Source organism: Pseudoduganella aquatica, assembly GCF_009857595.1.
GTDB classification, from domain to species: Bacteria; Pseudomonadota; Gammaproteobacteria; order Burkholderiales; family Burkholderiaceae_D; genus Rugamonas; species Rugamonas aquatica_A.
Genome location: NZ_WWCU01000056.1, coordinates 1 through 21,490 on the forward strand (window position 1 = coordinate 1; position 21,490 = coordinate 21,490).

Annotated in this window: 20 protein-coding genes; 12 read left to right on the top strand and 8 right to left on the bottom strand. The window is 62.8% G+C overall.

Features of this window, described 5'->3' with window-relative positions; translation table 11 throughout:
* Positions 1-252 precede the first annotated feature (252 nt).
* Positions 253-1,161, top strand: coding sequence for an N-acetylmuramoyl-L-alanine amidase-like domain-containing protein (locus GTP77_RS27780; protein WP_161075398.1), 909 nt, complete (start codon positions 253-255; stop codon positions 1,159-1,161).
* A gap of 165 nt (positions 1,162-1,326) precedes the next feature.
* On the opposite strand, the gene GTP77_RS27785 is transcribed toward GTP77_RS27780, so the two are convergent.
* Positions 1,327-1,965, bottom strand: a complete 639-nt coding sequence (locus GTP77_RS27785; RefSeq protein ID WP_161075399.1) for an NAD(P)H-dependent oxidoreductase — start codon at positions 1,963-1,965, stop codon at positions 1,327-1,329.
* A 153-nt stretch (positions 1,966-2,118) separates the two neighbouring features.
* On the opposite strand from GTP77_RS27785, the gene GTP77_RS27790 reads away from it, so the two are divergent.
* The 4 genes from GTP77_RS27790 (at position 2,119) to GTP77_RS27805 (ending at position 5,453) form a co-directional block, all read left to right on the top strand.
* The gene (locus GTP77_RS27790; RefSeq protein ID WP_161075400.1) at positions 2,119-2,310 is read left to right on the top strand and encodes a hypothetical protein; all 192 of its coding nucleotides are present in this window, start codon (positions 2,119-2,121) and stop codon (positions 2,308-2,310) included.
* 169 nt (positions 2,311-2,479) lie between these two features.
* A complete protein-coding gene (locus tag GTP77_RS27795; protein ID WP_161075401.1) occupies positions 2,480-4,687 on the top strand; it encodes a serine/threonine-protein kinase in 2,208 nt (735 codons plus the stop codon).
* A complete protein-coding gene (locus tag GTP77_RS27800; protein WP_161075402.1) occupies positions 4,687-5,205 on the top strand; it encodes a hypothetical protein in 519 nt (172 codons plus the stop codon). The genes GTP77_RS27795 and GTP77_RS27800 overlap by 1 nt, the downstream gene beginning before the upstream one ends.
* A gap of 86 nt (positions 5,206-5,291) precedes the next feature.
* Positions 5,292-5,453 (top strand): hypothetical protein, encoded by a 162-nt coding sequence (locus GTP77_RS27805; RefSeq protein WP_161075403.1) that lies wholly within the window; start codon positions 5,292-5,294, stop codon positions 5,451-5,453.
* A 4-nt stretch (positions 5,454-5,457) separates the two neighbouring features.
* On the opposite strand, the gene GTP77_RS27810 is transcribed toward GTP77_RS27805, so the two are convergent.
* On the bottom strand, positions 5,458-7,074 hold the full coding sequence (locus GTP77_RS27810) for a sigma-54-dependent transcriptional regulator (RefSeq protein ID WP_161075404.1): 1,617 nt from the start codon (positions 7,072-7,074) through the stop codon (positions 5,458-5,460).
* A gap of 176 nt (positions 7,075-7,250) precedes the next feature.
* Between GTP77_RS27810 and GTP77_RS27815 the strand changes: the two genes are divergently transcribed.
* Together GTP77_RS27815 and GTP77_RS27820 are read left to right on the top strand one after the other, a co-directional pair.
* Entirely contained in the window at positions 7,251-8,975 is a 1,725-nt protein-coding gene (locus tag GTP77_RS27815; RefSeq protein ID WP_161075405.1) for a flavin monoamine oxidase family protein, read from the top strand.
* A gap of 7 nt (positions 8,976-8,982) precedes the next feature.
* Positions 8,983-9,495: a M61 family metallopeptidase gene (locus GTP77_RS27820; protein ID WP_161075406.1), complete on the top strand. Its 513-nt coding sequence runs from the start codon at positions 8,983-8,985 to the stop codon at positions 9,493-9,495.
* 4 nt (positions 9,496-9,499) lie between these two features.
* Here GTP77_RS27820 and GTP77_RS27825 read toward each other — a convergent pair whose 3' ends face one another.
* On the bottom strand, positions 9,500-9,748 hold the full coding sequence (locus GTP77_RS27825; RefSeq protein WP_161075407.1) for a DUF3297 family protein: 249 nt from the start codon (positions 9,746-9,748) through the stop codon (positions 9,500-9,502).
* Between the two features lie 112 nt (positions 9,749-9,860).
* Between GTP77_RS27825 and GTP77_RS27830 the strand changes: the two genes are divergently transcribed.
* The 3 genes from GTP77_RS27830 (at position 9,861) to msrA (ending at position 15,224) form a co-directional block, all read left to right on the top strand.
* Positions 9,861-10,706: a CAP domain-containing protein gene (locus tag GTP77_RS27830; protein ID WP_229202404.1), complete on the top strand. Its 846-nt coding sequence runs from the start codon at positions 9,861-9,863 to the stop codon at positions 10,704-10,706.
* Positions 10,707-10,918: 212 nt separating this feature from the next.
* On the top strand, positions 10,919-14,611 hold the full coding sequence (locus GTP77_RS27835; RefSeq protein ID WP_161075409.1) for a TonB-dependent receptor: 3,693 nt from the start codon (positions 10,919-10,921) through the stop codon (positions 14,609-14,611).
* A 106-nt stretch (positions 14,612-14,717) separates the two neighbouring features.
* The gene (gene msrA / locus GTP77_RS27840) at positions 14,718-15,224 is read left to right on the top strand and encodes a peptide-methionine (S)-S-oxide reductase MsrA (protein ID WP_161075410.1); all 507 of its coding nucleotides are present in this window, start codon (positions 14,718-14,720) and stop codon (positions 15,222-15,224) included.
* 2 nt (positions 15,225-15,226) lie between these two features.
* Here the strand turns inward: msrA and GTP77_RS27845 are convergent, their stop codons facing one another.
* Together GTP77_RS27845 and GTP77_RS27850 are read right to left on the bottom strand one after the other, a co-directional pair.
* Positions 15,227-15,442: a hypothetical protein gene (locus tag GTP77_RS27845; RefSeq protein ID WP_161075411.1), complete on the bottom strand. Its 216-nt coding sequence runs from the start codon at positions 15,440-15,442 to the stop codon at positions 15,227-15,229.
* Positions 15,443-15,513: 71 nt separating this feature from the next.
* Complete coding sequence (locus GTP77_RS27850) at positions 15,514-17,016, bottom strand: extracellular catalytic domain type 2 short-chain-length polyhydroxyalkanoate depolymerase (protein ID WP_161075412.1); 1,503 nt, start codon at positions 17,014-17,016, stop codon at positions 15,514-15,516.
* 196 nt (positions 17,017-17,212) lie between these two features.
* Here GTP77_RS27850 and GTP77_RS27855 point away from each other — a divergent pair, with 196 nt between their 5' ends.
* Both GTP77_RS27855 and GTP77_RS27860 read left to right on the top strand, forming a co-directional pair.
* Positions 17,213-17,407, top strand: coding sequence for a hypothetical protein (locus GTP77_RS27855; protein ID WP_161075413.1), 195 nt, complete (start codon positions 17,213-17,215; stop codon positions 17,405-17,407).
* On the top strand, positions 17,404-17,841 hold the full coding sequence (locus GTP77_RS27860) for a PIN domain-containing protein (RefSeq protein ID WP_161075414.1): 438 nt from the start codon (positions 17,404-17,406) through the stop codon (positions 17,839-17,841). Before GTP77_RS27855 ends, GTP77_RS27860 begins: the two co-directional genes overlap by 4 nt.
* Before the next feature lie 23 nt (positions 17,842-17,864).
* Here the strand turns inward: GTP77_RS27860 and GTP77_RS27865 are convergent, their stop codons facing one another.
* From GTP77_RS27865 to oxc, 3 genes are all read right to left on the bottom strand, one after another.
* Complete coding sequence (locus GTP77_RS27865; protein WP_161075415.1) at positions 17,865-18,305, bottom strand: PAS domain S-box protein; 441 nt, start codon at positions 18,303-18,305, stop codon at positions 17,865-17,867.
* Positions 18,306-18,420: 115 nt separating this feature from the next.
* Complete coding sequence (gene frc / locus GTP77_RS27870; RefSeq protein ID WP_161075416.1) at positions 18,421-19,674, bottom strand: formyl-CoA transferase; 1,254 nt, start codon at positions 19,672-19,674, stop codon at positions 18,421-18,423.
* A 26-nt stretch (positions 19,675-19,700) separates the two neighbouring features.
* Positions 19,701-21,410: an oxalyl-CoA decarboxylase gene (gene oxc / locus GTP77_RS27875; RefSeq protein WP_161075417.1), complete on the bottom strand. Its 1,710-nt coding sequence runs from the start codon at positions 21,408-21,410 to the stop codon at positions 19,701-19,703.
* Positions 21,411-21,490 lie beyond the last annotated feature (80 nt).

Genomic DNA, 21,490 nt, shown 5'->3' on the forward strand with positions numbered 1-21,490 from the left:
TGGAATAAGAGCAACTGCTGCGAAATCTACATCACGATCTTGGCGACCAAGGGCGGGTACGGCATCCAGTTGCTCTGCCCCGACGTTCCGTTTTCGGGGCAGATGGAATAATACAAGGGCGGGTTAGGCAAAGCCCTAACCCGCCAGAGCAGCCCAAGCGCCCCCGCCGCAAGCAGCACCCAGGCCCCTTCGGGGGCCTTTTCTATTTGCGCGATTCGGTATACCGTAGAGCTTTTTTGCGAGCGCCACCACATGACCCGAATCGCCGCCCTACTCGTCGCCGCCATGCTCGCAGGCTGCGCCAGCGTGCCCACCCCGCCTGTCGCCACCGCGCCGCAGCCCAAGCAGCTCTACCAGATGACGCCGCAGGAAGCAGACGGCTACATCGCCCAGATGCAGCAGTCCGAGCCCGACCTGCGCAAGCGCATCGCCGCCATCGGCCGCCGCAACATCGGCCAGCCCTATATGCTCAACCTGCTGGGCGAATACCCCTACGAGCTGCACGACACGCTGCCCATGTTCAGCCTGACGCAAAGCGACTGCGTGGTGTTCGCCGAGCACACCTACGCCATGGCGCTCTCGCGCAACTGGAAAGAGTTCTTCTGGATGTTGCAGCGTATCCGCTACAAGGACGGTGTGGTCGGCGTGGCCACGCGCAACCACTACACCGAGCAGGACTGGAACATCAACAACGGCTGGCTGCTGACGGACGCCACGCGCGAACTGGCGGGCGACTTCGTGGCCTCGTACCCGCTGCATGTCGACCGCCAGCGCTTCCTGAAAACGCGCCACAACACCGAGGTCAGCATGCCGGTGCAGGACAGCACCGAGTACTACATCCCCAAGGAACGCGTGGCCGAAGTATTGGACAAGCTGCGTGACGGCGACTTCGTCAACATCATCTCCACGCGCGACGGCGGCTACTGGGCCTCGCACGTCGGGCTGGTGGTCACGGCGGCGGACGGCAAGCGCATGTTCCTCAACTCCGCCGAGCCCAAAGTGCGCGAAGAAAGCTTCGACCAATTCCTCGCCCGCACGGCAGAACGCGAAGCGCGCAACGCCGCCGAAGGCAAAAACGGCCAAAAGCTCGCCGGCTTCAAATTCCTGCGCCTGAACGACACCATCATCGCCCCCCCCGCCCTGCCCCAGCCACGTCCCTAAGCCCAACATAAAATGACGCGATGCCTGCCCCAAAATACCGCTAAGTCAAGCAAATTCCGTAGGGCGGGTTAGCGAAGCGTAACCCGCCATAGCCGTCGCAATGCGTGCATGCGGCGGATTACGCTACGCTAATCCGCCCTACTCAAGGGGCGCGCGGTACTAAGTTTACTTCAGTTCGGTGATGAACTGCTCGCGCGGGCGGCGGACCTTTTTCAGGTTGACCAGCCAGTCGCCGTCACCGGCGCGGTAGCCCAGCGGCAGCATCACCACCGAGCGCAGGCCGCGTTCGCGCAGCTTCAGGATCTCGTCCACCTTGGCCGGATCAAAGCCTTCCATCGGCACCGAATCCACCTGCTCCTGCGCGGCGGCGATCAGCGCCGTGCCCACGCCGATATAGGCCTGGCGCGCGGCGTGCGCGTAGTTAGTCTCGGCGTCGCGCTGCGGGTAGGTGTTGAGCAGCTGCTGGCGGTACGCTTCCCAGCCTTCGTTCTTGATACCGCGCTCTTCGTTCACCAGGTCGAACATCTGGTTGATGCGCTCGGCCGTGTAGTTGTCCCACGCGGCAAACACCAGCAGGTGCGAGCAGTCCGTGACCTGGCCCTGGTTCCACGCGTGCGGCTTGATCTGCTCGCGCAGCTCGGGATTGGTAACGACAAATACTTCATACGGCTGCAACCCGCTGGAGCTGGCCGTCAGGCGCACCGCTTCCAGGATGCGATCAACTTTTTCTTGCGGAACCGCTTTGGTGGGTTCCATTTTCTTGGTGGCGTAACGCCATTTCAGGACTTCGAGCAGATCGGACATGGTGGCTACTTTCTTGTGGGTTAATCTACCCCCCATATTTAGGCGGCCCCAGCCATTTCAAGTCTATTCAGTAATGAAGTGTTGATCTTGCTGGCACGCATCCTGCATTACCCCTCTCGGCGCTGTTGCCTGTGTAAGTAACCGAGGTGGGAAATGAACACTGAAATCGTCCGCAAAACCGTCACTACTGCTCTGGTGGCCGCATCTATCCTGGCCCTGGCGCCTGTTGCTCACGCAGCAGCTACCCGAGCCGAGAAGAACGACCGCCCATCCTGGCTGCTGGGTGCGCTGAGCATCGCCGTTGCCATTGCCGTGCGGCGCAAGACTGTCAATACTGACGTGTAAATCAACCGCCGTGAGGCGGTTTTTTACATGAAAATTGACATTCTGCCCCGGAATCATTCCCTAAGTACAATATTTCACTGGCGGATGGGCGTCCGCTATGCGAGACTCACCATATCTGCTATTGAAAGGCGGTTCGGCAACGCAAGCGCCGTGCCGTCCCCGGAAAGATATGGAAAACCAAGCCGCCGAAGTCACCAGCCCGCCGCCAGACGTCCCCCAGTTCCAGCACTATCAAATTCTGGCCCGCCTGGGCGCGGGCGGCCACGGCGAGGTGTACGAAGGCTGGGACAGCCGGCTGCGCCGCAAGGTGGCCATCAAGCGCCACCGCGCCCTCGACCCGCTGCGCGACCCGGCCAGCCTGGTCAAGGAAGCGCGCATGACCGCGTCGCTGCACCACCCGGCCTTCGCACAGATCTACTCGATTGAGCAGGACGACGAGGGCTGGGCCATCGTCATGGAGCTGATCGCCGGCCAGACCTGGCGCCAGCTGGCGCAGGACAAGGAGCATCCGCTCGACCTGCCCACCGTGCTCGGCTGGATGGGCCAGCTGGCCGTGGCCATGGAAGCGGCGCACGAGTCCGGCCTGATCCACGGCGACCTGAAACCGTCCAACCTGATGCTGGACCCGGCCGGCAAAGTCCGCATCCTCGACCTCGGCCTGGCCTTCCACGACGACGCGCAAGCCACCACCTCGGTGATGCAGCTGGAGCAGCAAGGCACCATCGCCTACATGGCGCCCGAAGTGCTGCTGGGCGCCGCGCCGGGCCGCCAGTCCGACATCTACGCCATGGGCGTGATCCTGTTCGAACTGGCCACCGGCGCCCGCCCTTTCGGCAACATGAGCGGCCTGGCCTTGGCTGCGGCGCAGATGCAGTCCAGCTCCAATGATTGGACTTTCCCCGATACGCTGCCTGAAGAAATAATCCAGCTGATCCGAGCATTGACCGCACGCCGACTGGACCAGCGCTTGGCCAACATGAACCTAGTGAAACAACGCACAGCGGCCTGCATCGACTACATAAACAACGACACCGGTGATAGTGCCGGTAACGTAGCAACAAAGCGCTCGTCGCGTTTCGCAGACAAACAAGCATTGGTAAGGAATTGGAAGACCTTCGCTGCGGGAGCCATACTGCTGGTTAGCGCCGGATGCTGGCTTTTCCTCGCAACCGACTCGCCGCTTGGCAAGGTTAATCCGCCGTTTTCAAAGGCCCAGGCTATTTCCCGGGCGCTGGCAGCGCTGCAACAATCCGATCAGCCGGAACGACTAGAGGCTGCAACGCGCGATTTCACTGCGATTCTTGAGCGGGACCCGGACAATGCCGCAGCCGTTGCGGGCATGTCACTGGTATACAGCTACCGCTATCTCAGCGACAGTCAGGACGAAACTTGGCTGCAGCGTGCTACCGCCAGCGCCCAGCAAGCGCTCAAGCTCGATGGCCAGTTAGCGTTGAGCCATGCTGCGCAGGCGTGGGTACTGTCTAAACAAGGCAAACGCGAACAAGCGCTGGCCGAGTGCGAACGCGCCCTGGCCCTTGAGCCGGGACATTATTTTGGCACCTTGGGCAAGGCCGTAGCACTGCGCAAATTGCGCCGTTTTGATGAAGCCAAACAATGGCTAGAGCAGGCAATCCAGCGCAACCCGGGCGAGCGCGTCTTTGCCGACGAACTTGGCTCTTTGCATTTCGATCAAGGCAACTACGCAGCCGCTGAGCAGGCGTTCCGCCGCAGCATGAAGTTACAACCAGACTCGGCTTTCGCCTACGCCAATCTCAACGCCACTTTGTTGAGGTTGAACCGCAGCGAAGAAGGCTTGCAGGTGCTGCAACAAGGCCTTCAAGTTCGCCCTAACGGAGTGTTGTATACCAGCCTGGGCAACGCGCTGTTTGCGCGCGGTGACTATGTCGGCGCTGCGGAGGCGTTTGACCGCGCGGTCACGCCACCTGCGGGGAATCCGAACAATTATCTCAGATGGGCCAATCTCGGGGACACGCTGTTGTGGATACCCGGCAAGGCGGGGCAGGCGAAGGACGCCTATCGGAAAGCGTTAAAGCTGCTTGAGCCGCGCCAACAGATCGCCCCCAATGATTCAACGCTCCTTTCGCGCATGGGCCTGTATTCTGTGCGTGCTGGCGACAACGAGCGGGGTATAGATCTGCTGCGTAAAGCAACGAGCCTGGCCCCTTCAAGTCCTGATGTTCATTTCCGCACAGGCTTGGCATACGAATTGCTTGGAAAACGAGAGCTTGCACTGGAAGCATTGGCGCAAGCGAAAAAGAACGGCTATCCCGCCAGCGCTATCGCATCGGAACCAGACCTAGTAGCGCTGAGGAGAGACACCCGGTATATGTCCTTATCACCTGATGGAGTTAAATAATGAGAGAAGTCGTCCTTACCACTACCTTCGATATCGACCAGGACAGCCAACTGCTGCAATGGTCTTTCACGGTTGATGGCGAACCAATCACTGGAACGGGCATAGAAACCGGCCTGCTGGCCTTCAAACGCGAGGACAAAGTCAACGTGGTGATGATTGCGACCAGCAAAAAAGCGCATATCGCCCAGGTCACGATTGACGACTGCAATATGATCACCACCCCACGCGCCTTCACCGCCCGGGAAAATCCCGAACTGGCAGGCCAGTTCCCCGAACCATCGCCATTTGGTAGCAATAGCGCTGTCATCAGCTATGGCAAGGGTGTGTGCCAAGGCTCCAGCGAAGTGGCTGTGTGGCAACCGACGTTGACGCTCGAGTGCACCAACCTCGGTCGCTGGGACTTGTCTTTCATTATTACTGCATCGATCCGCCGCACCACCTCTGCTGGAGTCGAAGGCATTGAGCGGCGCGTGTTCGGATTTGATCCTGAGTGCGAAGTTGGATCGGGATCCGACTAATCCGTCACCTACACCGGGCCGCTAGGCGAATTGACGCAAAACGCAATACGATAGCGCGTTCTTCCATAACCATTTAAGGAACTCAAATGCAACATGCACAACACGAATCGATTTTCTCCAACATCCGCAAACTGTTTACAAGCGAAACGCCGGCAAAAAATCATGCGGCTGAAATACGCCCGCTGACCGAGGACGAGCTACGCGCAGTTGCAGGCGGGCCGGAACTTGAAGTTAGCGCCGGCGGTTAACTCATCAGGAAATTCCGAGCGCACCAAGGTAACGCCTTAACGCTTCGGCAGGTGTTTTGAGCTGCGCGGCGCAGCGGTCGACGGCGCCGTCGCAGGCGGCCAGCGCGCTGCGCAGTTCTTCTTCGGCGATCCGCTCGGGTCGCCGGATCTGCGGATGTTCATCCAGCAGCTTGTACATGGTCGGACGGGAAATTCCCAGCGATTGCGCGGCGCTCAGGATGCGCCAGCCGTTGCCGTCCATCGCGGCCAACACTTCCTCGTGATCCGGCATGGCGCGCCGTCCGCGCTTGGCGTCCGCCGGCGGTGCTGCGCCATTCCCGGCCGGACTAACGCCGCCGTTGCTCGCCACGCCCTGCCCCGCACGCCCTTGCCCGCCGCGATACGCTCCTGCCTCCGCAGCAAAATCATCCCCCTGCGCGGCCGCTGAGGCCGCCAGTCGGGCCGCACTACCCTGCGGCGCTGCCACGCTGCGCGTCAGCGCGGTCAGCAGCGGCACTTCGCCCATGCGCACCGACAGCAGCGCCCGCCGCACCACCTGGGCCAGCTGGCGCACATTGCCAGGCCAGTCGTAGCAGGCGCAGTCGCTCACCAGCGCAAACGGGAATTCGTCCGCCGCCGCGCCGCCTTCGGCCAGGAAATGCAGGATCAGCACGCCGATGTCCTCGCGCCGCTCGCGCAGCGGCGTCATCGGGATGACATAGCTTTCCAGGCGCCGCAGCAGCGCGTGATTGAAGGCGCCGCCGTACAAATCCTGGTCGGTGGCGGCGATCAGGCGCGCGCTGCTGTGGCGGTCGCCCGCCGCGCCCACGGGGCGGTAGTCGCCGCTTTCCAGCACGCGCAGCAGCATGGGCTGCACAACGGCCGGGGTATTGCCGATTTCATCCAGGAACAGGGTGGCGCCGTCGGCCTCGCCGAACAGGCCCACACGCACGGTCTGCGCGCCGGTGTAGGCGCCCTTGGCGGCGCCAAACAGCTCCACCGCCGCCAGCGATTCGTTCAGGGTCGCCATGTTCACCGCCACCAGCGGCGCGGCCGCGCGCGGCCCCATGGCGTGGATGGCCCGCGCCGCCACTTCCTTGCCGCTGCCGGTTTCGCCCAGCAGCAGCACCGGCATATTGGTCTGCGCCGCCGCGCGCACCTGCTCGCGCATCATGATGGCGGCGCTACCCACGCCCAGCAGGCCCTTCACGGGATTGTTGCGCGGCAGCGAGGTGGCCCAGTGCAGGCACAGCAGCACGGCCCGGCCCAGGCCCAGCACGGCGCCCTCGGCCACGCGCTCGGCGCCCAGCTGCTGCGCGCCGCCGACTTCCTCGCCGTCCAGCTCCACGATCATGCGGCTGTCCGGCGGCGTAATGGCCACGCCGCCGTCCGGCGTGCGCGCAATGCGCAGCGGCTGGCGCGAAATGCCGCCGTAGCCCAGCGGCAGCCTGTCCTTGCCGGGGCGGCTGAACATGGGCATGAAACGGCCCAGCTCGATCACGCCGTCGCCGCTGCCGTCCAGGTACTGTTCACCGATCCGCGCCGGGTCCGGATGCCACAGCACCGTCAGCGCCAGTACCGGCCCGCCCGTCACTTCCGCGTCGCGCAGCGGGGATGTCAGCGTGTAATCGGAATCGTTCAAGCCTGCAGCCAAAGTTCTCTCCTAGTGTAAATGACAATGTAAAGCCCGCCGGTTGACATGTCAATTAACGGAATGAAAGGGTTGCAATATGAAAATCAGGTTAGTTTGTCCATATTGCGTGCAGGCATGGGGTTTGCTATTGACATCCAGTAATGATGAATTGCAGGAGCAGCAACATGAAAACGCGCAGCGAACTGACCGATCTGCCACTGAACAGCACCTATCAGGACGGCCTGTGTACCGAGCTTGCCATCATCGGCGCCGGCGCTGCCGGATTGTACAGTGCGTGGCGCATGGTGGCCGATGGCGCCTTGCCCGGCTCCCAGGTGCAGCTGTTTGAAATGGACGACCGCATCGGCGGCCGCCTGGAATCGGTCACCCTGCCGGGCATGGACGTGGTGGGCGAGCTGGGCGGCATGCGCTACATGGCCTCGCAAAGCATTATCGCCACGCTGGTCGAGCAGGTATTCAGCAACACGCTGCAAAGCGTGCCCTTCCCCATGGGCGACAACGCGCACCTGTTCGCATTCCTGCGCAAGCAGTACCTGCGCGCGGACGCCTGGCAGCGCGCCCAGGCGCGCGGCGACCGCCAGCTCACCCGCTACATGCTGAACGAAGGCGACATCGGCTACAGCGCGGACCAGCTGTTCAACAAGGTGGTGTACGAGGTGCTGACCGCCGACCCGTGGTTCAACGCGCGCTATGCGGACAAGGTGAAGCACTTCGGCGCCTACGACTACACCTTCCTGCTGAGCGCGGAGGACTGGAGCCGCATCAAGCCGCAGCTGCGCTACTGCTTCGCCGGCCCCTACCAGGACGCGCTGGTGAGCGAGCTGGGCTTCTGGAACATGCTGAAGGACCGCGTGGGCCAGGAGGGCTACAACTTCCTGGCCGACGCTGGCGGCTACTACTCCAACACCATCAACTGGAACGCCGCCGAAGCCCTGCCCTATATGGTGGGCGACTTTTCCAACGCCGGCACGGCCTACAAGACCATCGCCGGCGGCTACGACGGCATCGCCTACGCGCTGGCGGACGCCTACCTGGCCGAGCCGGGCGCCTGCATCTGGCGCGAAAACCAGCTGCTGGGCTTCACCCGCTCCGGCAAGCCGGGCTACCGCTACACCCTGCACTTCCTGAACCGCCCGGGCCGCGCGCCGTGGGCGGTGCACGCCAACAGCGTGGTGCTGGCCCTGCCGCGCCGCGCGCTGGAACTGCTGGCGCAGGACAGCTTCTTCTTCCGCAACGACGAGCTGCAGCGCAATCTGGCGGCCGTCATCCCCGAGCCGTCCTATAAGATACTGATGGGCTTCGAGCAGCCCTGGTGGCAGCAGAGCTTTGGCGCGCAGGCTGGCCATTCCATCACCGACCTGCCGCTGCGCCAGTGCTACTACTTCGGCACCGACCCGTCCAACAGCCACTCGCTGCTGCTGGGCAGCTACAACGACATGCGCGCCACGCCGTTCTGGCAGGTACTGGCGCGCCATCCGGAGCGCTTCCAGCCGCGCGCCACGGCGCTGGTATCGCCGGCCCAGCTGCAAGGCCTGCAGGACGTGCAGGCGCCGCAGCGCATGGTGAACGAGGTGATGAAGGAGTTGCGCGAGCTGCACGGCAGCGGCGTGAGCATTCCGCAGCCCTACGTCACCTGGTTCAAGGACTGGTCGGCCGATCCCTACGGTGGCGGCTACCACGCCTGGCAGCCGGGCTACGCGGTGGACCGCGTGATGCCCTTCATGCGCAAACCCGACCGCGCCGAGGCGGTCCATATCGTGGGCGAGGCCTATTCGGACCAGCAAGGCTGGGTGGAAGGCGCCTTCTGCACGGCCGAGCGCATGCTGGAGGAGCATTTCGGCCTGCGCCGCCCGCAATGGCTGGACCCGGCCTACCACCTGGGCTACTAGGATGCGCATGCAACCAGCCTACCAGGTTGAACTGGACCCAGGGCTCCTGGAACTGCGCGTGCAGTTGCACATCGCCGGCCTCACGCCGCGCGAAACCACGCTGCTGGCCCCGGGCCTGGCGCCGGGCGACTACGATTTTGAGCGTTTCAGCCGCGCCGTGCGCGAGGTGCGCGCCTTCGATCCGGCCAGCGGTACGGCCATCGAAATCCACCGCCACGGCTGGTCGTGCTACACGGCGCAGCAGCGCTCAAATTCGCTGGGCTTGTCCTACCGCATGGCCGCGCTGCGGCTGGAGTCTAATTCGATTGTGCTGGGAGGGAATTACCTGCGTGTGGCGCCGCACGACGGGCCTTGCCGGGTACGCTATGCCGCGCCCGAAGGCTGGGCCGTGCGCCATCCCGCCGGCGCGCGCGAGCTGGGCGGCAATCAGTGGGAATATTGGGACTACGACCAGCTGCTGGGTACGCCAGTGTGGTTCGAGGAAGAACGCCACGCGCTGGCTGCGCACGTGGCTCGGTGAGACATTACTTGTAAAACGCTTCGACCTTGCCGGTCAGTTTGATCAGCATGGGGCGGCCCTTGCGGTCCAGCGACTTGCCAGCGGCAACTTTGATCCAGCCTTCGCTGATGCAGTACTCTTCGACGTCCAGACGTTCTTTGTCGTTGAACTTGATGCCGATGTCGTGCTGCAGCACTGGCAGGTGGTGGTGTGGGCTTTTCGGATCAACCGACAGGCGGTCCGGCAGTGGTGGTGGGGTGGTGGTATCGTTCATGGGCGTCAATTATCCACTAGAAAGCTGATCCAGACAACGCCAGCCTCACTCACCCCGGCCCAATATGGTTCTCGCCCACGCACCAGAAAACCGATCCAGGCTAACGCTGGCCTTGCATGCAAGCGTCCTGCTTGCCGCCTTGTCCGCGCCGCCATTCGCGGCGGCTGCGGCGCCGGGCGTACCGCAGCCGGCGCTGCTTGACCTGATTAATGGTTTCCGCGCCTTGCCGCAACGCTGCGGCGATCTACCCGCCTCCCCGATGGCACCGCTGGCCGCAGCCCCTGCACTGTCCCGCGTGCGCCTGGGCACCGGCGCCTTTATCGAACTGGCACTGGAACGGGCCAGCTACCCGGTCGAGCACGCTGCGGTCATTTACGTCGCCGGCGCTCCGGATGCGCCCGCCGCCATGACTGTGCTGCGGGAAAAATACTGCCACCAGTTGCTCAACACGCAATTTTCCGCCGTGGGCGCCGCCCGCGACGGCGACACCTGGCAGGTCGTGCTGGCCGAGCCGCAGCGCCCAATTCCCCTCCCCGACCCGGATCTGGCTGGCCAAGCCGCGCTCGCGGCCAGCAACGCCGCGCGCGCCGCGCCCCGGCTGTGCGGCGACCGCATGTTCGCGGCGGCTCCGCCCCTGTCGCTCAATCCGGCACTGGCCGAGGCGGCACTGGCGCACAGTAGCGACATGGCGTCCAAGCATTACTTCAGCCACCAGGCCCGCGACGGCAGCTATGCGGCAGACCGTGCGCAAAACGCTGGCTACGCCTGGCGCATCGTCGGCGAAAACATCGCTTCCGGCATCAACACTCCCGAGGAAGCAGTGGCCGGGTGGCTGGAAAGCCCGGGCCATTGCGCCAATATCATGAACCCGGCCTTTACCGAAATGGGTGCGGCTTACTCCCTCAATACAGCGCGGCGGCTTATGTACTGGACTCAGGTACTGGCCGCACCGCGCTAAGCAGCTTGTCGATCAAACAATCAATCCACTGATTGTTTGCTTCCCGCTATGCCCTTCCGATATAGCAACTGCCCGATTCGATATAGCTAAATCCTTCAAAAACAACAATCTTAATCAATAGGGTGATTATTTCCTGAGCGACAAACACACATTCAAACTCCAACAATAAACTCAGTTCGCAATTAATAATTCCTTAAAGGGAGACGGAGAGAATGCACATCATCGCAAACGGCCAACTTCGGCCAAAACGTTTGAGCTACGCCATTGCCCTGGCACTTGCCAGCAATATGGCCATCGCACAGGAAGCACCGAAAGCGGCCGAGGCGCCGGCCAAAGACCCAGTAGTTCAGAAGGTCGTGGTCAGCAGCACCCGCGCTTCGCAGCAAAGCAGCATCGACCGCAAAAAGAACGCGGCCACCGCACAGGATTCCATCGTCGCCGAAGACGTCGGCGCCCTGCCCGACCGTAACATCGGTGAAGCCATTTCCCGTATCGCCGGTATTGCGCTGGACCGCGGCGACTTCGGCGAGGGCGTGAGCGTCGCCGTGCGCGGCAACTCCGCCGACCTGACCCGCGTCGAGATCGACGGCCAGGGCGTGCAAGCGGGCGGCGGTACTGACCTGAACGGCGGCGGCAGCGGCCGCGGCGTGGAATTCCGCGAAATGTCGTCCGACCTGATCAAGAGCGTGGACGTGGTCAAAGGCTCCACCGCCGACATGACCGAAGGCTCGCTGGGCGGCGGCATCATCATCAAGACCCGCACCGGCCTGGACTTCAAGAAACCATTTTATTCGCTGCGCGTAGCCGCAGCGCAGAACTCGCTGAACGAGAAATGGACGCCGGACACCAACCTGATCCTGGCCAACAAATTCTTCGATGACCGCCTGGGCGTCATCCTGAACGTGACCACCTCGCAGGCGCGCAACGAAGGCCATTCGGCCCAGGTCGCCACCAGCGCCAACCAGGGCTATGCGCGCGCAGTTGATTTCGACAACTCGCCGGAAAAGACCTTCAAGTTCAATCCGAGCACCGTATCCACCTCGGACCCGCTGGCCACTACTACCCTGCTGGCCAGCCCGCTGATCGCAGGCGGCTTCTTCAACGCTGCCACGCCGCTGGACCTGGTGACGCGCTCGGCCGCCGCCAACTCGAAAGCGGACTGCTACGCCGCCTTCCCGAACCTGACCACCGCGCAGCAGAACGCAATCACTGCCGGCGCTCCACGCAATGCCGCCATCAACCAGCGCGGCAATGAACTGCTGACCTGCTTGAACCAGTGGAATGACTACACGCCATCCCTGGTGCGTTACCTGGAGAAATCCCAGGTCGACAAACGCCGCTCCGCCGACCTGCGCCTGGACTTCAAGGTCAACAATGAGCTGACCGTGTACGCCAAGGGCAGCATTCAGCGCCGCAAAGTGGACGACAACTTCCTGACCTACAGTCTGGGGGGCCTGACCACCAACGCGGCCTCGACCTCCACGCCGACGTATAGCGGCGCCACGTTTAGCGACGCCACCGGCTCGCGCGTTGCCATCCCCGGTTCCGGTTACTATACCTACGACACGCCTAGCTTCCGCACCAACGCGTTCCCTATCGCCGGCACCGTGGCCAACGTGGACCCGCGCTCGGTGACGGTGGACGCCAACCACCACGTGACCAAGTTCACCATCAGCGACGGCAACGTCGGCGTGGACCAGATTCACAACACCATCGAAACCAGCAGCACCTATCTGCAAACCGGCGGTACCTACCGCAACGGCCCCCTGCTTGCGGAATTCTTCGTCGGTAGCGCCAAGTCCGACTTTTCGCGTGGCGACAAGCGCACGTCGTGGAGCTACAACTACGGCCCAGCCACGCTGCAAGTGCTGCCGAACGGCCTGTGGACCCACACCTTCCCGCAAGGCAGCACTTTCGATTCGTCGAATCCGGCCAACTTCGCCGTGGCGCGGCCTGCGGTTGCGGCGCTGGCGGCGGTACCCGCCTCGGCAACCGTGCCAGTGGCCATCCCTGCCTACACCATCAACCAGCAACCACTGCTGACCCAGGCGCCGTCGCTGCAGTTCACGCCGCGCCTGAACGAAGGCGGCGAACGCACGGCCAAGGTGGATCTGACCTACGCGCTGAACGACCAGGTGCCTTTCCTGTCACGCATCAAGACCGGTATCAACCTGCGCAACACCTTCGGCGAAAGCTGGGCGCCGAACGGCGACTATGTAGTCAAAGCGGCAGTGGGCACCTTCGGCACGCCTGGCTACATTCCTGGCGTCTACATGCCGCAGACTATCGTCCGCTCCACCTTTGTCGGTTGCGAAAACACCGCCGGTTCGCTGGGCGCAGGCGGCGCGGCATGCAAGTACGGCTACAACCCCGCCCTCAATCCGAGCAACACCAGCTCAGGCCAGCTCGTCGTGACGCAAAAACAGTTCCTGGACATCCTGACCCAGTCCATGACCAAGCCAACCACCACCTTCTTCAATGGTGCCAAGGACCGTCCGGAAAATCTGCTGAATGGCTGGACACAGATCGACGTGGAGAAGGTATTCGCCCTGACCGGCATACCAAACGTCAACTACGACTGCGTGAAAGAGTGCCTGGCCAGCGACGGCAAGGTCTACAAGAAACCGTCCAACAAGTTCGACGAAAAAGTACGTTCCGGCTACCTGATGACCGATTTCACCATCGATCACCTGCCAGGCACCACCAAGGCGCTGCCATTCAACTTGGAACTGGAAGGCAACTTCGGCTACCGCATAGTTAACACCAAGGTTTCCGGCACTGGCATCCTGGGCTTCCAGACCATTCAGAAATCTCCGTCGTACAATCCTTCGAACCCGAACGCAGACGGCGGCACCATCACCAACACGCTGATCGTTCCTACCACGCTCAACGCCAGCACCACCGACTACATGCCATCGCTTAACCTGGCGCTGTGGGCGATACCAGACCAAGTGGTGCTGCGTTACAACCGCGCCAAGACCGTCGCGCGGCCACCGGTGACGAGCTTGCTGCCATCCGGCACCTGCACCTACGACGAGCGCAAGATCGACACCCTGACCGGTACCGAACTGGACCAGACCTGCACCGGCACCATGGGCAACCCGGCCCTGCGTCCGCAGACCAACTGGAACCAGAACTTCTCGCTCGAGTGGTACCCTAACCGCGACACCACGTTCAACGTGTCCTACTTCCACCAGAAGGGCATTATCGGACCGAATGAAGTGCAGAGCCGCAGCGACGTAAAACTGTTCTCGGGCACCGAGCTGGTCGATCCGGTCACCGGCAAGTCGCTGGGTGACCTGGACTTCAACTACCGCACCTACGACAACGGTGCGGCGACCACCCGCAAGGGCATCGAGTTCCAGAGCAAGACCGCGTTCACCTTCCTGCCGTCGATCCTGAAGTACACCGGTTTTGATGCGAACTACACCAAGCTGCGCTCGGCTGTTTCGGCCGTCAACGTTGTGGATCTGATCACCGGCACTCCGCTGCCGCCGGCACGCGAGTCGAAGTATTCGTACAACGCTGCTCTGTGGTATGACGATGGCGGTTTCTCGGCCCGCGTGGCACTGCAGTTCGTGGCGCAGCAGTTCACCTGCATCGCCGCTTGCAACGCTAACACTGTGAACAACTACCCAAGCTCGCCTGGCGTGACCCGCATCACGGTCACCCCGTATAACCCAGGTTCGCCTAACTTCAAGGACGCCACCCGCTTCGTCGATGCCCGCATGGCTTACCGTTTCGCCAACGGCATCGAGATCTTCGCCGAAGGCCGCAACCTGGGCAAAGCGACCACCTCCAACAGCCAAGGTCCATACTCGCCGTTCGCGGATGGTACGCCTAACCTGCTGGACTACGCTTACGCCGGCCGCCGCATCATGATCGGCATGACGATCCGCAACTAAGTTCGTCGGCAGTTCCCTGGCTGTTCCCGCAACCCGGCCTCGCGCCGGGTTGTTTTTTTGCATTGTGGCTATACTTATGCAGCCTAAACACTGCAAAGGAACTGGCATGAGCACTACTACTGAAACCGCGCTGCTGGCAGGCGGCTGCTTCTGGGGCATGCAGGATTTGCTGCGCCGCTATCCGGGCGTGCTGAAAACGCGCGTCGGCTATTCGGGCGGCGACGTGCCGAACGCCACCTACCGCAACCACGGCACGCATGCCGAGGCGATTGAAATCGTGTTCGATCCGGCCGTGATCAGCTACCGCAAGATCCTGGAATTTTTCTTCCAGATCCACGATCCGACCACGCGCAACCGCCAGGGCAACGACCTGGGCACCAGCTACCGCTCGGCCATCTTCTACACCAGCGCCGAACAGCAGCGCGTGGCCGAAGACACCATCGCCGACGTGAACGCCTCTGGCCTGTGGCCGGGCAAGGTGGTGACCGAGCTGGCGCCGGCCGGCCCGTTCTGGGAAGCCGAGCCGGAGCACCAGGACTACCTGGAGCGCCTGCCGCACGGCTACACCTGCCACTTCATCCGCCCGGACTGGAAACTGCCCGCCCGGGCCTGATCCTACTGTTCCGGCATGCCGCGCAGATGCTCGATATCGGCCACTGCGCATTTCCAGCTCGCCTCGTCGCCCAGTGCGGCGAGCGAGTCCAACGGCAACTCGATTTCTTTCAGCACCTTGCCAGACAGCGAAATCCGGTAGCGCAGGCTGCTGTATTCAATGTCGTAGGTATTGCGCAGGCCTTGCTGCCTGGAATAGCTTTCGTGTGACATGGCCATGATGGTCTCCCAAGTAAGAACCAGTACGTACAGCTTAGCAAAGATCGGCTGCCGGCGTCGCCAGTGAGCGGTCAGGGGCAAGTGCCGATAATGTAGAACCCCGGCGCCGTCTGCGCCAGCGTGTTCGTGAAGAAGATATTGTTCAGCCCCATGTTCTGGTTCGAGCCCTTGGCCAGCGCGTAACCGCCGCTGCTGACTGCCCGGCCCGCCGTCACGTGCGCGTAATTGCTGGCCGTGGTGGCGCTGCACACATAGCCGGACGCGCTGGTGGTGGCGCTCACCGGAGTGGATTCCGCGCCGGGCGCGCCGCCCGCATCCAGCGCCCGCACGGTGTAGCTGTAGGTGGTGCTGGCGGCCAGGCCGGTATCGGTATAGCTCGTCGCCGTGACCGGATTGGCGTTGATCTTGCCGCCGCTGCGGTACACATTGTAGCCAGCCGCACCGGCCACGCTATTCCAGGCCAGGGACACGCTGCTGCTGCTCACGCTGCTCACGGCCAACCCGGCCGGCGCGGGCAGCGTGCCTTCGCCACCGCCTCCTCCGCCAGGGCCTGCGCCTGCCGCCACGCGGTCCACCATGGCTTTGATGGCAGCCATCTGGCGCCCGCTTTTTTTGGCGTAGTTGGCGTCGTCATACCCCCACCAGTCCCAGCAGCCATTCGGATTGCCTGCGCTGCTGGGCGCGGTCTGCGGATACAGCACGATGATGTTGTTGGTGTCCGCCCAGCGGTTGTAGCCGGTGTTGCGGTAGTACTTGTCCTGGATCTTGGTCGTATCCTGCTGGCAGCCGTGCACCACCACGTGCAGCTTGCATTGCTGCTGGCTGCCGCAACTGGCCGGCACATAAGCCCAGCCGCTGGCCGCCATGCCATGCGCGGCGGGACTGGCGATAAACTCGGCCTGGTCAAACTCCACAAAACTGCCGCCCAGCGTGCCCGTGTTGCGGGTGTTCAGCGGGCCGTAGATCCATTGCAGGATATTCCCCGCCAGGTCGAAATTGCAGTTGTTGATGTAGGGACTGGCCTTGGTGCTGCAGCCGCTGCCGAAGAAGTCCGTCACCATGGCGTGCTCGGACGCCAGATTATTCTTGTAAAAGATATTGGCGCTGGCGATGTAGTTTTTGTAGTAGCTGTTCGCCTCATTCATCACCAGCTGCTTGACGGTGCTGTCTATGGTGCCGGAATACAGATAGACTTTGGAGCCGGCCAGGTTGCTCGTGGGGTCGATCAGGCCCTGGCTGGCCCAGCTGTTGGTGGTAGATACCAGCGTCGCCGTGGCGGGCTTGCTGAAGCTGCTGGCCGCCATGCAGGGGCCGAGAGCTGTGCTCACCGCGCCCTGCGCGCAGTAGTAAGGCCCGCCGGCGACGATGCCCGCGCCGGCCTTGAAGGTGGCCGAAAACGCCACATGCAATTGCACGGCCATAAAGCCGCCCGAGGACAGGCCGGACACCGAGGTCTTGGCAATATCCACGTTATAGGATGGAAGCGGCACCGGCGCAGCCAGCACCGACGCCTGAACCCCGGCGGCAAGCAGAGCAATGCCAAGCAGGCGGGAATACGCTGCAGAGTTTGTCATTGAAAGTCTCCTTTACTCGACCTGCGGCAGCCGCCGCCGCGCCTCCCCCTAGGGGAAAGTCGATAGTAATAGGATTTTCAATGGAGGCGGCGCACACACTCGTAACTAGCACCTCCACGCGCAAGCCCAACTTGGTGATTCGGAGTACACTTTCCTCGGCAAGCTATATGTGTGAATACAGGCTAGGGAGGGAGCAATGCGCAAATCTGCCCACAAACTTATTGAACCAGCGATCGCAGCTGGCCACACGCAAAATCATCATACCGATGCAGAACTTCCTCCGATTGAACGGCGGAAGGCCGCGTTGAGCAAAGTCTTCGGCATACTTAAAGGCCGTACTGACGCTCCCCAAGACGGACTGGCGTTTCAGTTGGAAATGCGTTCCGAATGACCGCAGCGCTATTTGACACCAATATCATTATCGATGCGTTGAATGGGCGCGAAGCGGCGGCGGCAGAGCTGCTCGCCTACTGCGACGCTGCCATCAGCATCATTACCTGGATTGAAGTCCTAACCGGCATGCCGGCTGCTGTCAGGCCAGAGGTCGAACAGTTTCTAGCCGATGCAGCGCTAACCGTAGTGTCTTTAACTGGCGCAATCTCCGCAGAGACCGTGCGAATCCGGTACGCCGCACTACACGAACTTCCCAAGCGCCGGCTCAAACTGCCTGATGCAATCATCCAGGCAACTGCAAACTGCACGGGCAGGTTACTGATCACGCGGAATACAACCGACTTCAGCGGCGGGGGAATCAGAGTCCCCTATGAAATCAATGCAGATGGAGTAGTGATCAATGTCCTCCCCACTCCGCAAGGGAACTCCTGAAAATGTAATTGCCCGATGGCGTGCTAAGCCGGGGCGGCTGCCGCTGCTGCCGCTTCCAGCTGGGCTACGCGGATGCGCAGCTGGCGCTCTTCGGCCCAGCGCACGGTTTCGTCGCGGATGACGGCGACGATGGCGGTGACCTTACGCGCGTCGTCGAACAGCATGGCCACCGTGAACGCGATCGACAGCGTGCGGCCTTCCTTGTGCAGCGCCGGCACGCGCAGCACGTCGTTGCCGTAGCGGGTCTCGCCGGTGGACATGGATTTGTTGTAGCCGTCCCAGTGCCGCTGCCGCTGGCGCTCGGGGATGATCAGGTCGAGCGACTGGCCCAGCGCGTCCTCGCGCGTAAAGCCGAACATGCGCACCGCCGCGTCGTTCCACACGGTGATGGCCCCGGCCGCGTCGCACACCACCACCGCGTCGCCGATGGCTTCCACTAGTTGCTGGTAGTCTGATGGTTGCATGGGTGCTCCTGGTATGTTGGTGGGGGCGCTCTGGCGGGTTACGCTGCGCTAACCCGCCCTACGATTACTGTGGGACCGTAGGGCGGGTTAGCACAGCGTAACCCGCCATGCTCCCTTAAACCGCCGATGCGGCGTGCAGCGCGGCGATCTCTTTCGAGCTGTAGCCCAGCGTTTCCAGTACTTCGTTGGTGTGCTCGCCCAGCAGCGGCGAGCCGGTGATTTCCACTTTCAGGTCGGAGAACTTGATCGGGCTGCCCACGGTCAGGTACTTGCCGCGCTCCTTGTGGTCCACCTCGGTGATGGTGCCGCTGGCGCGCAGCGACTCGTCGTTGGCCAGTTCCTTCATCGTCATCACCGGCGCGCAAGGAATGTCGAACTTGCGCAGGATGTTCACCGCTTCGAACTTGGTCTTGTCGGCCAGCCAGGCTTCGATGGTGGCGAAGATGTCGAAGATCTTGTCCTGGCGCGCCGAGGCGGTCATGTAGGCAGGGTCTTCTATCCACTCCGGCTTGCCGATGGCGCGGCAGATCGGCGCCCAGGCGTGGCCCTGGATGGTGAAGTAGATGTAGGCGTTCGGATCGGTCTCCCAGCCTTTGCACTTGAGCACCCAGCCTGGCTGGCCGCCGCCGCCCGCATTGCCGCCGCGCGGCACCACGTCGCTGAACTTGCCGTGCGGGTATTGCGGATATTCTTCCAGATAGCCGATGCGGTCCAGGCGCTGCTGGTCGCGCAGCTTCACGCGGCACAGGTTGAGCACGCTGTCCTGCATGGACACGGCCACCTTCTGGCCCTTGCCGCCGTTGCGGTTGCGCGCGTGCAGCGCGGTCAGGATGCCGATGGCCAGGTGCATGCCGGTGTTGCTGTCGCCCAGGGCGGCGGCGCTTACGGTTGGAGGGCCGTCGTCAAAGCCGGTGGTGGAGGCCGCGCCGCCCGCACACTGCGCCACGTTCTCGTACACTTTCAGGTCTTCGTAGTGGTGGCCGTCGCTGAAGCCCTTGACCGACGCCACGATCATGCCGGGATTGAGTTCGCGGATATGCTCCCAGGTGAAGCCCATGCGGTCCAGCGCGCCGGGGCCGAAGTTTTCCACCAGCACGTCCGACTGCTTGATCAGGCGGGTCAGCACTTCCTTGCCCTCGGGCGTCTTGGTGTCCAGCGTCAGCGATTTCTTATTGCTGTTCAACATGGTGAAGTACAGCGCGTCCACGCCGGGAATGTCGCGCAGCTGCGAGCGCGTCACGTCGCCGGCGCCGGGGCGCTCGACCTTGATCACATCGGCGCCATACCAGGCCAGCAGCTGGGTGCAAGCCGGACCTGCCTGCACGTGGGTAAAGTCGATGATCTTGATGCCTTCTAACGGTTTGGTCATTTAAGTCTCCTGGTGTTGTTCGGTTTTTACTTCTTGCCTGCGGTGCTGGGGTTCAGGTTGGTGAGGCGGCCGCTTTCCGTGCCGGCGGTTTCGTCGATGACGGCGTTGATCAGCGCCGGCTTGCCGGCCGCGATGGCCTCGGTCAGTGCGCGCGTCATTTCCTCCGGCGTGGTGACGTGGTAGCCCACGCCGCCGAAGGCTTCTATCATCTTGTCGTAGCGGGCGTTCTTCACGAACACGGTGGGCGCCACGTCCTTGCCGCCGGTGGGGTTGACGTCGGTGCCGCGGTACACGCCGTTGTTGTTGAAGATAATGGTGGTCACGGGCAGCTCGTAGCGGCAGATGGTTTCCAGTTCCATGCCGCTGAAGCCGAAGGCGCTGTCGCCTTCGATCGCCACCACCGGCTTGCCGCTGGTGACCGCCGCGCCGATGGCGAAGCCCATGCCGATACCCATGATGCCCCAGGTGCCCGAGTCGAAACGCTTGCGCGGCTCGTACATGTCGATAATGCTGCGCGCAAAGTCCAGCGTGTTGGCGCCTTCGTTGACCACGTTGATGTCGGGCCGGGTTTTCAGCACGTCGCGGATGGAGCGCAGCGCGCTGTGGAAGTTCATCGGCGACGGATTCTGCGCCAGCATGCCCGCCATCTTGGTCAGGTTCTTGTCCTTGCGTTCGGCGATGGCGCCGGTCCAGGCCGGATCAGGCTTGCCCTGGGCACTGGCGCGGATGCCGTCCAGCAGCGCCGTCACGCAGGAGCCGATGTCGCCGATGACCGGTGCGGCAATCGCCACGTTGCTGTCGATCTCGGTGGGCGAGATGTCGATCTGGATGAACTGCTTGGGGCTGCCCCAGGTCTTGCCTTTGCCGTGCGCCAGCAGCCAGTTCAGGCGCGCGCCGATCAGCATCACCACGTCCGCTTCGGCCAGCACATAGGACCGGGCCGCCGAGGCCGATTGTTCGTGGGTGTCCGGCAGCAGGCCCTTGGCCATGGACATGGGCAGGTAAGGAATGCCGGACTCTTCCACCAGCGCGCGGATGGCGGCATCGGCCTGGGCGTAGGCTGCGCCTTTGCCCAGCAGGATCAGCGGCTTCTTCGCGCCTTGCAGCAGCGACAGCGCGCGCTGCACCGAGTCCGGCGCGGGAATCTGGCGCGGCGCCGCGTCCACCACCTTGACCAGCGAGCGGCGGCCGTGTTCGGCGTCGATCACTTGCGCCAGCAACTGCGCCGGCAAGTCCAGGTAGACGCCGCCGGGACGGCCCGACACGGCGGCGCGGATGGCGCGCGCCACACCGATGCCGATGTCCTCGGCCTTGTTGATGCGGTAGGAGGCCTTGGCGTAAGGCTTGGCGGCGTTCAACTGGTCCATCTCTTCGTAGTCGCCCTGCTGCAGGTCGACGATTTCGCGTTCGCTGGAACCGCTGATCAGGATCATCGGGAAGCAGTTGGTGGTGGCGTTGGCCAGCGCGGTCAGGCCGTTCAGGAAGCCGGGCGCGGACACGGTCAGGCAGATGCCGGGCTTCTGCGTCATGTAGCCGGCGATGGCGGCGGCGTTGCCGGCGTGCTGCTCATGACGGAAACCGATGAAGCGCATGCCTTCGGCTTGCGCCAGGCGCGCCAGGTCGGTGATCGGGATGCCGACCAGGCCGTAAATGGTGTCGATGTCGTTGTGCTTGAGGGCGTCGACTACCAGGTGGAAACCATCGGTCTGCTCGGATGCCGCTGCGGTATTGGTCATGATGAGTGTCTCTTATATTGTGGTTATGAAACGGGCCGGTTGTTGAAGGCCATATTAGCGAGAGCACTTGTTTTCTCTCA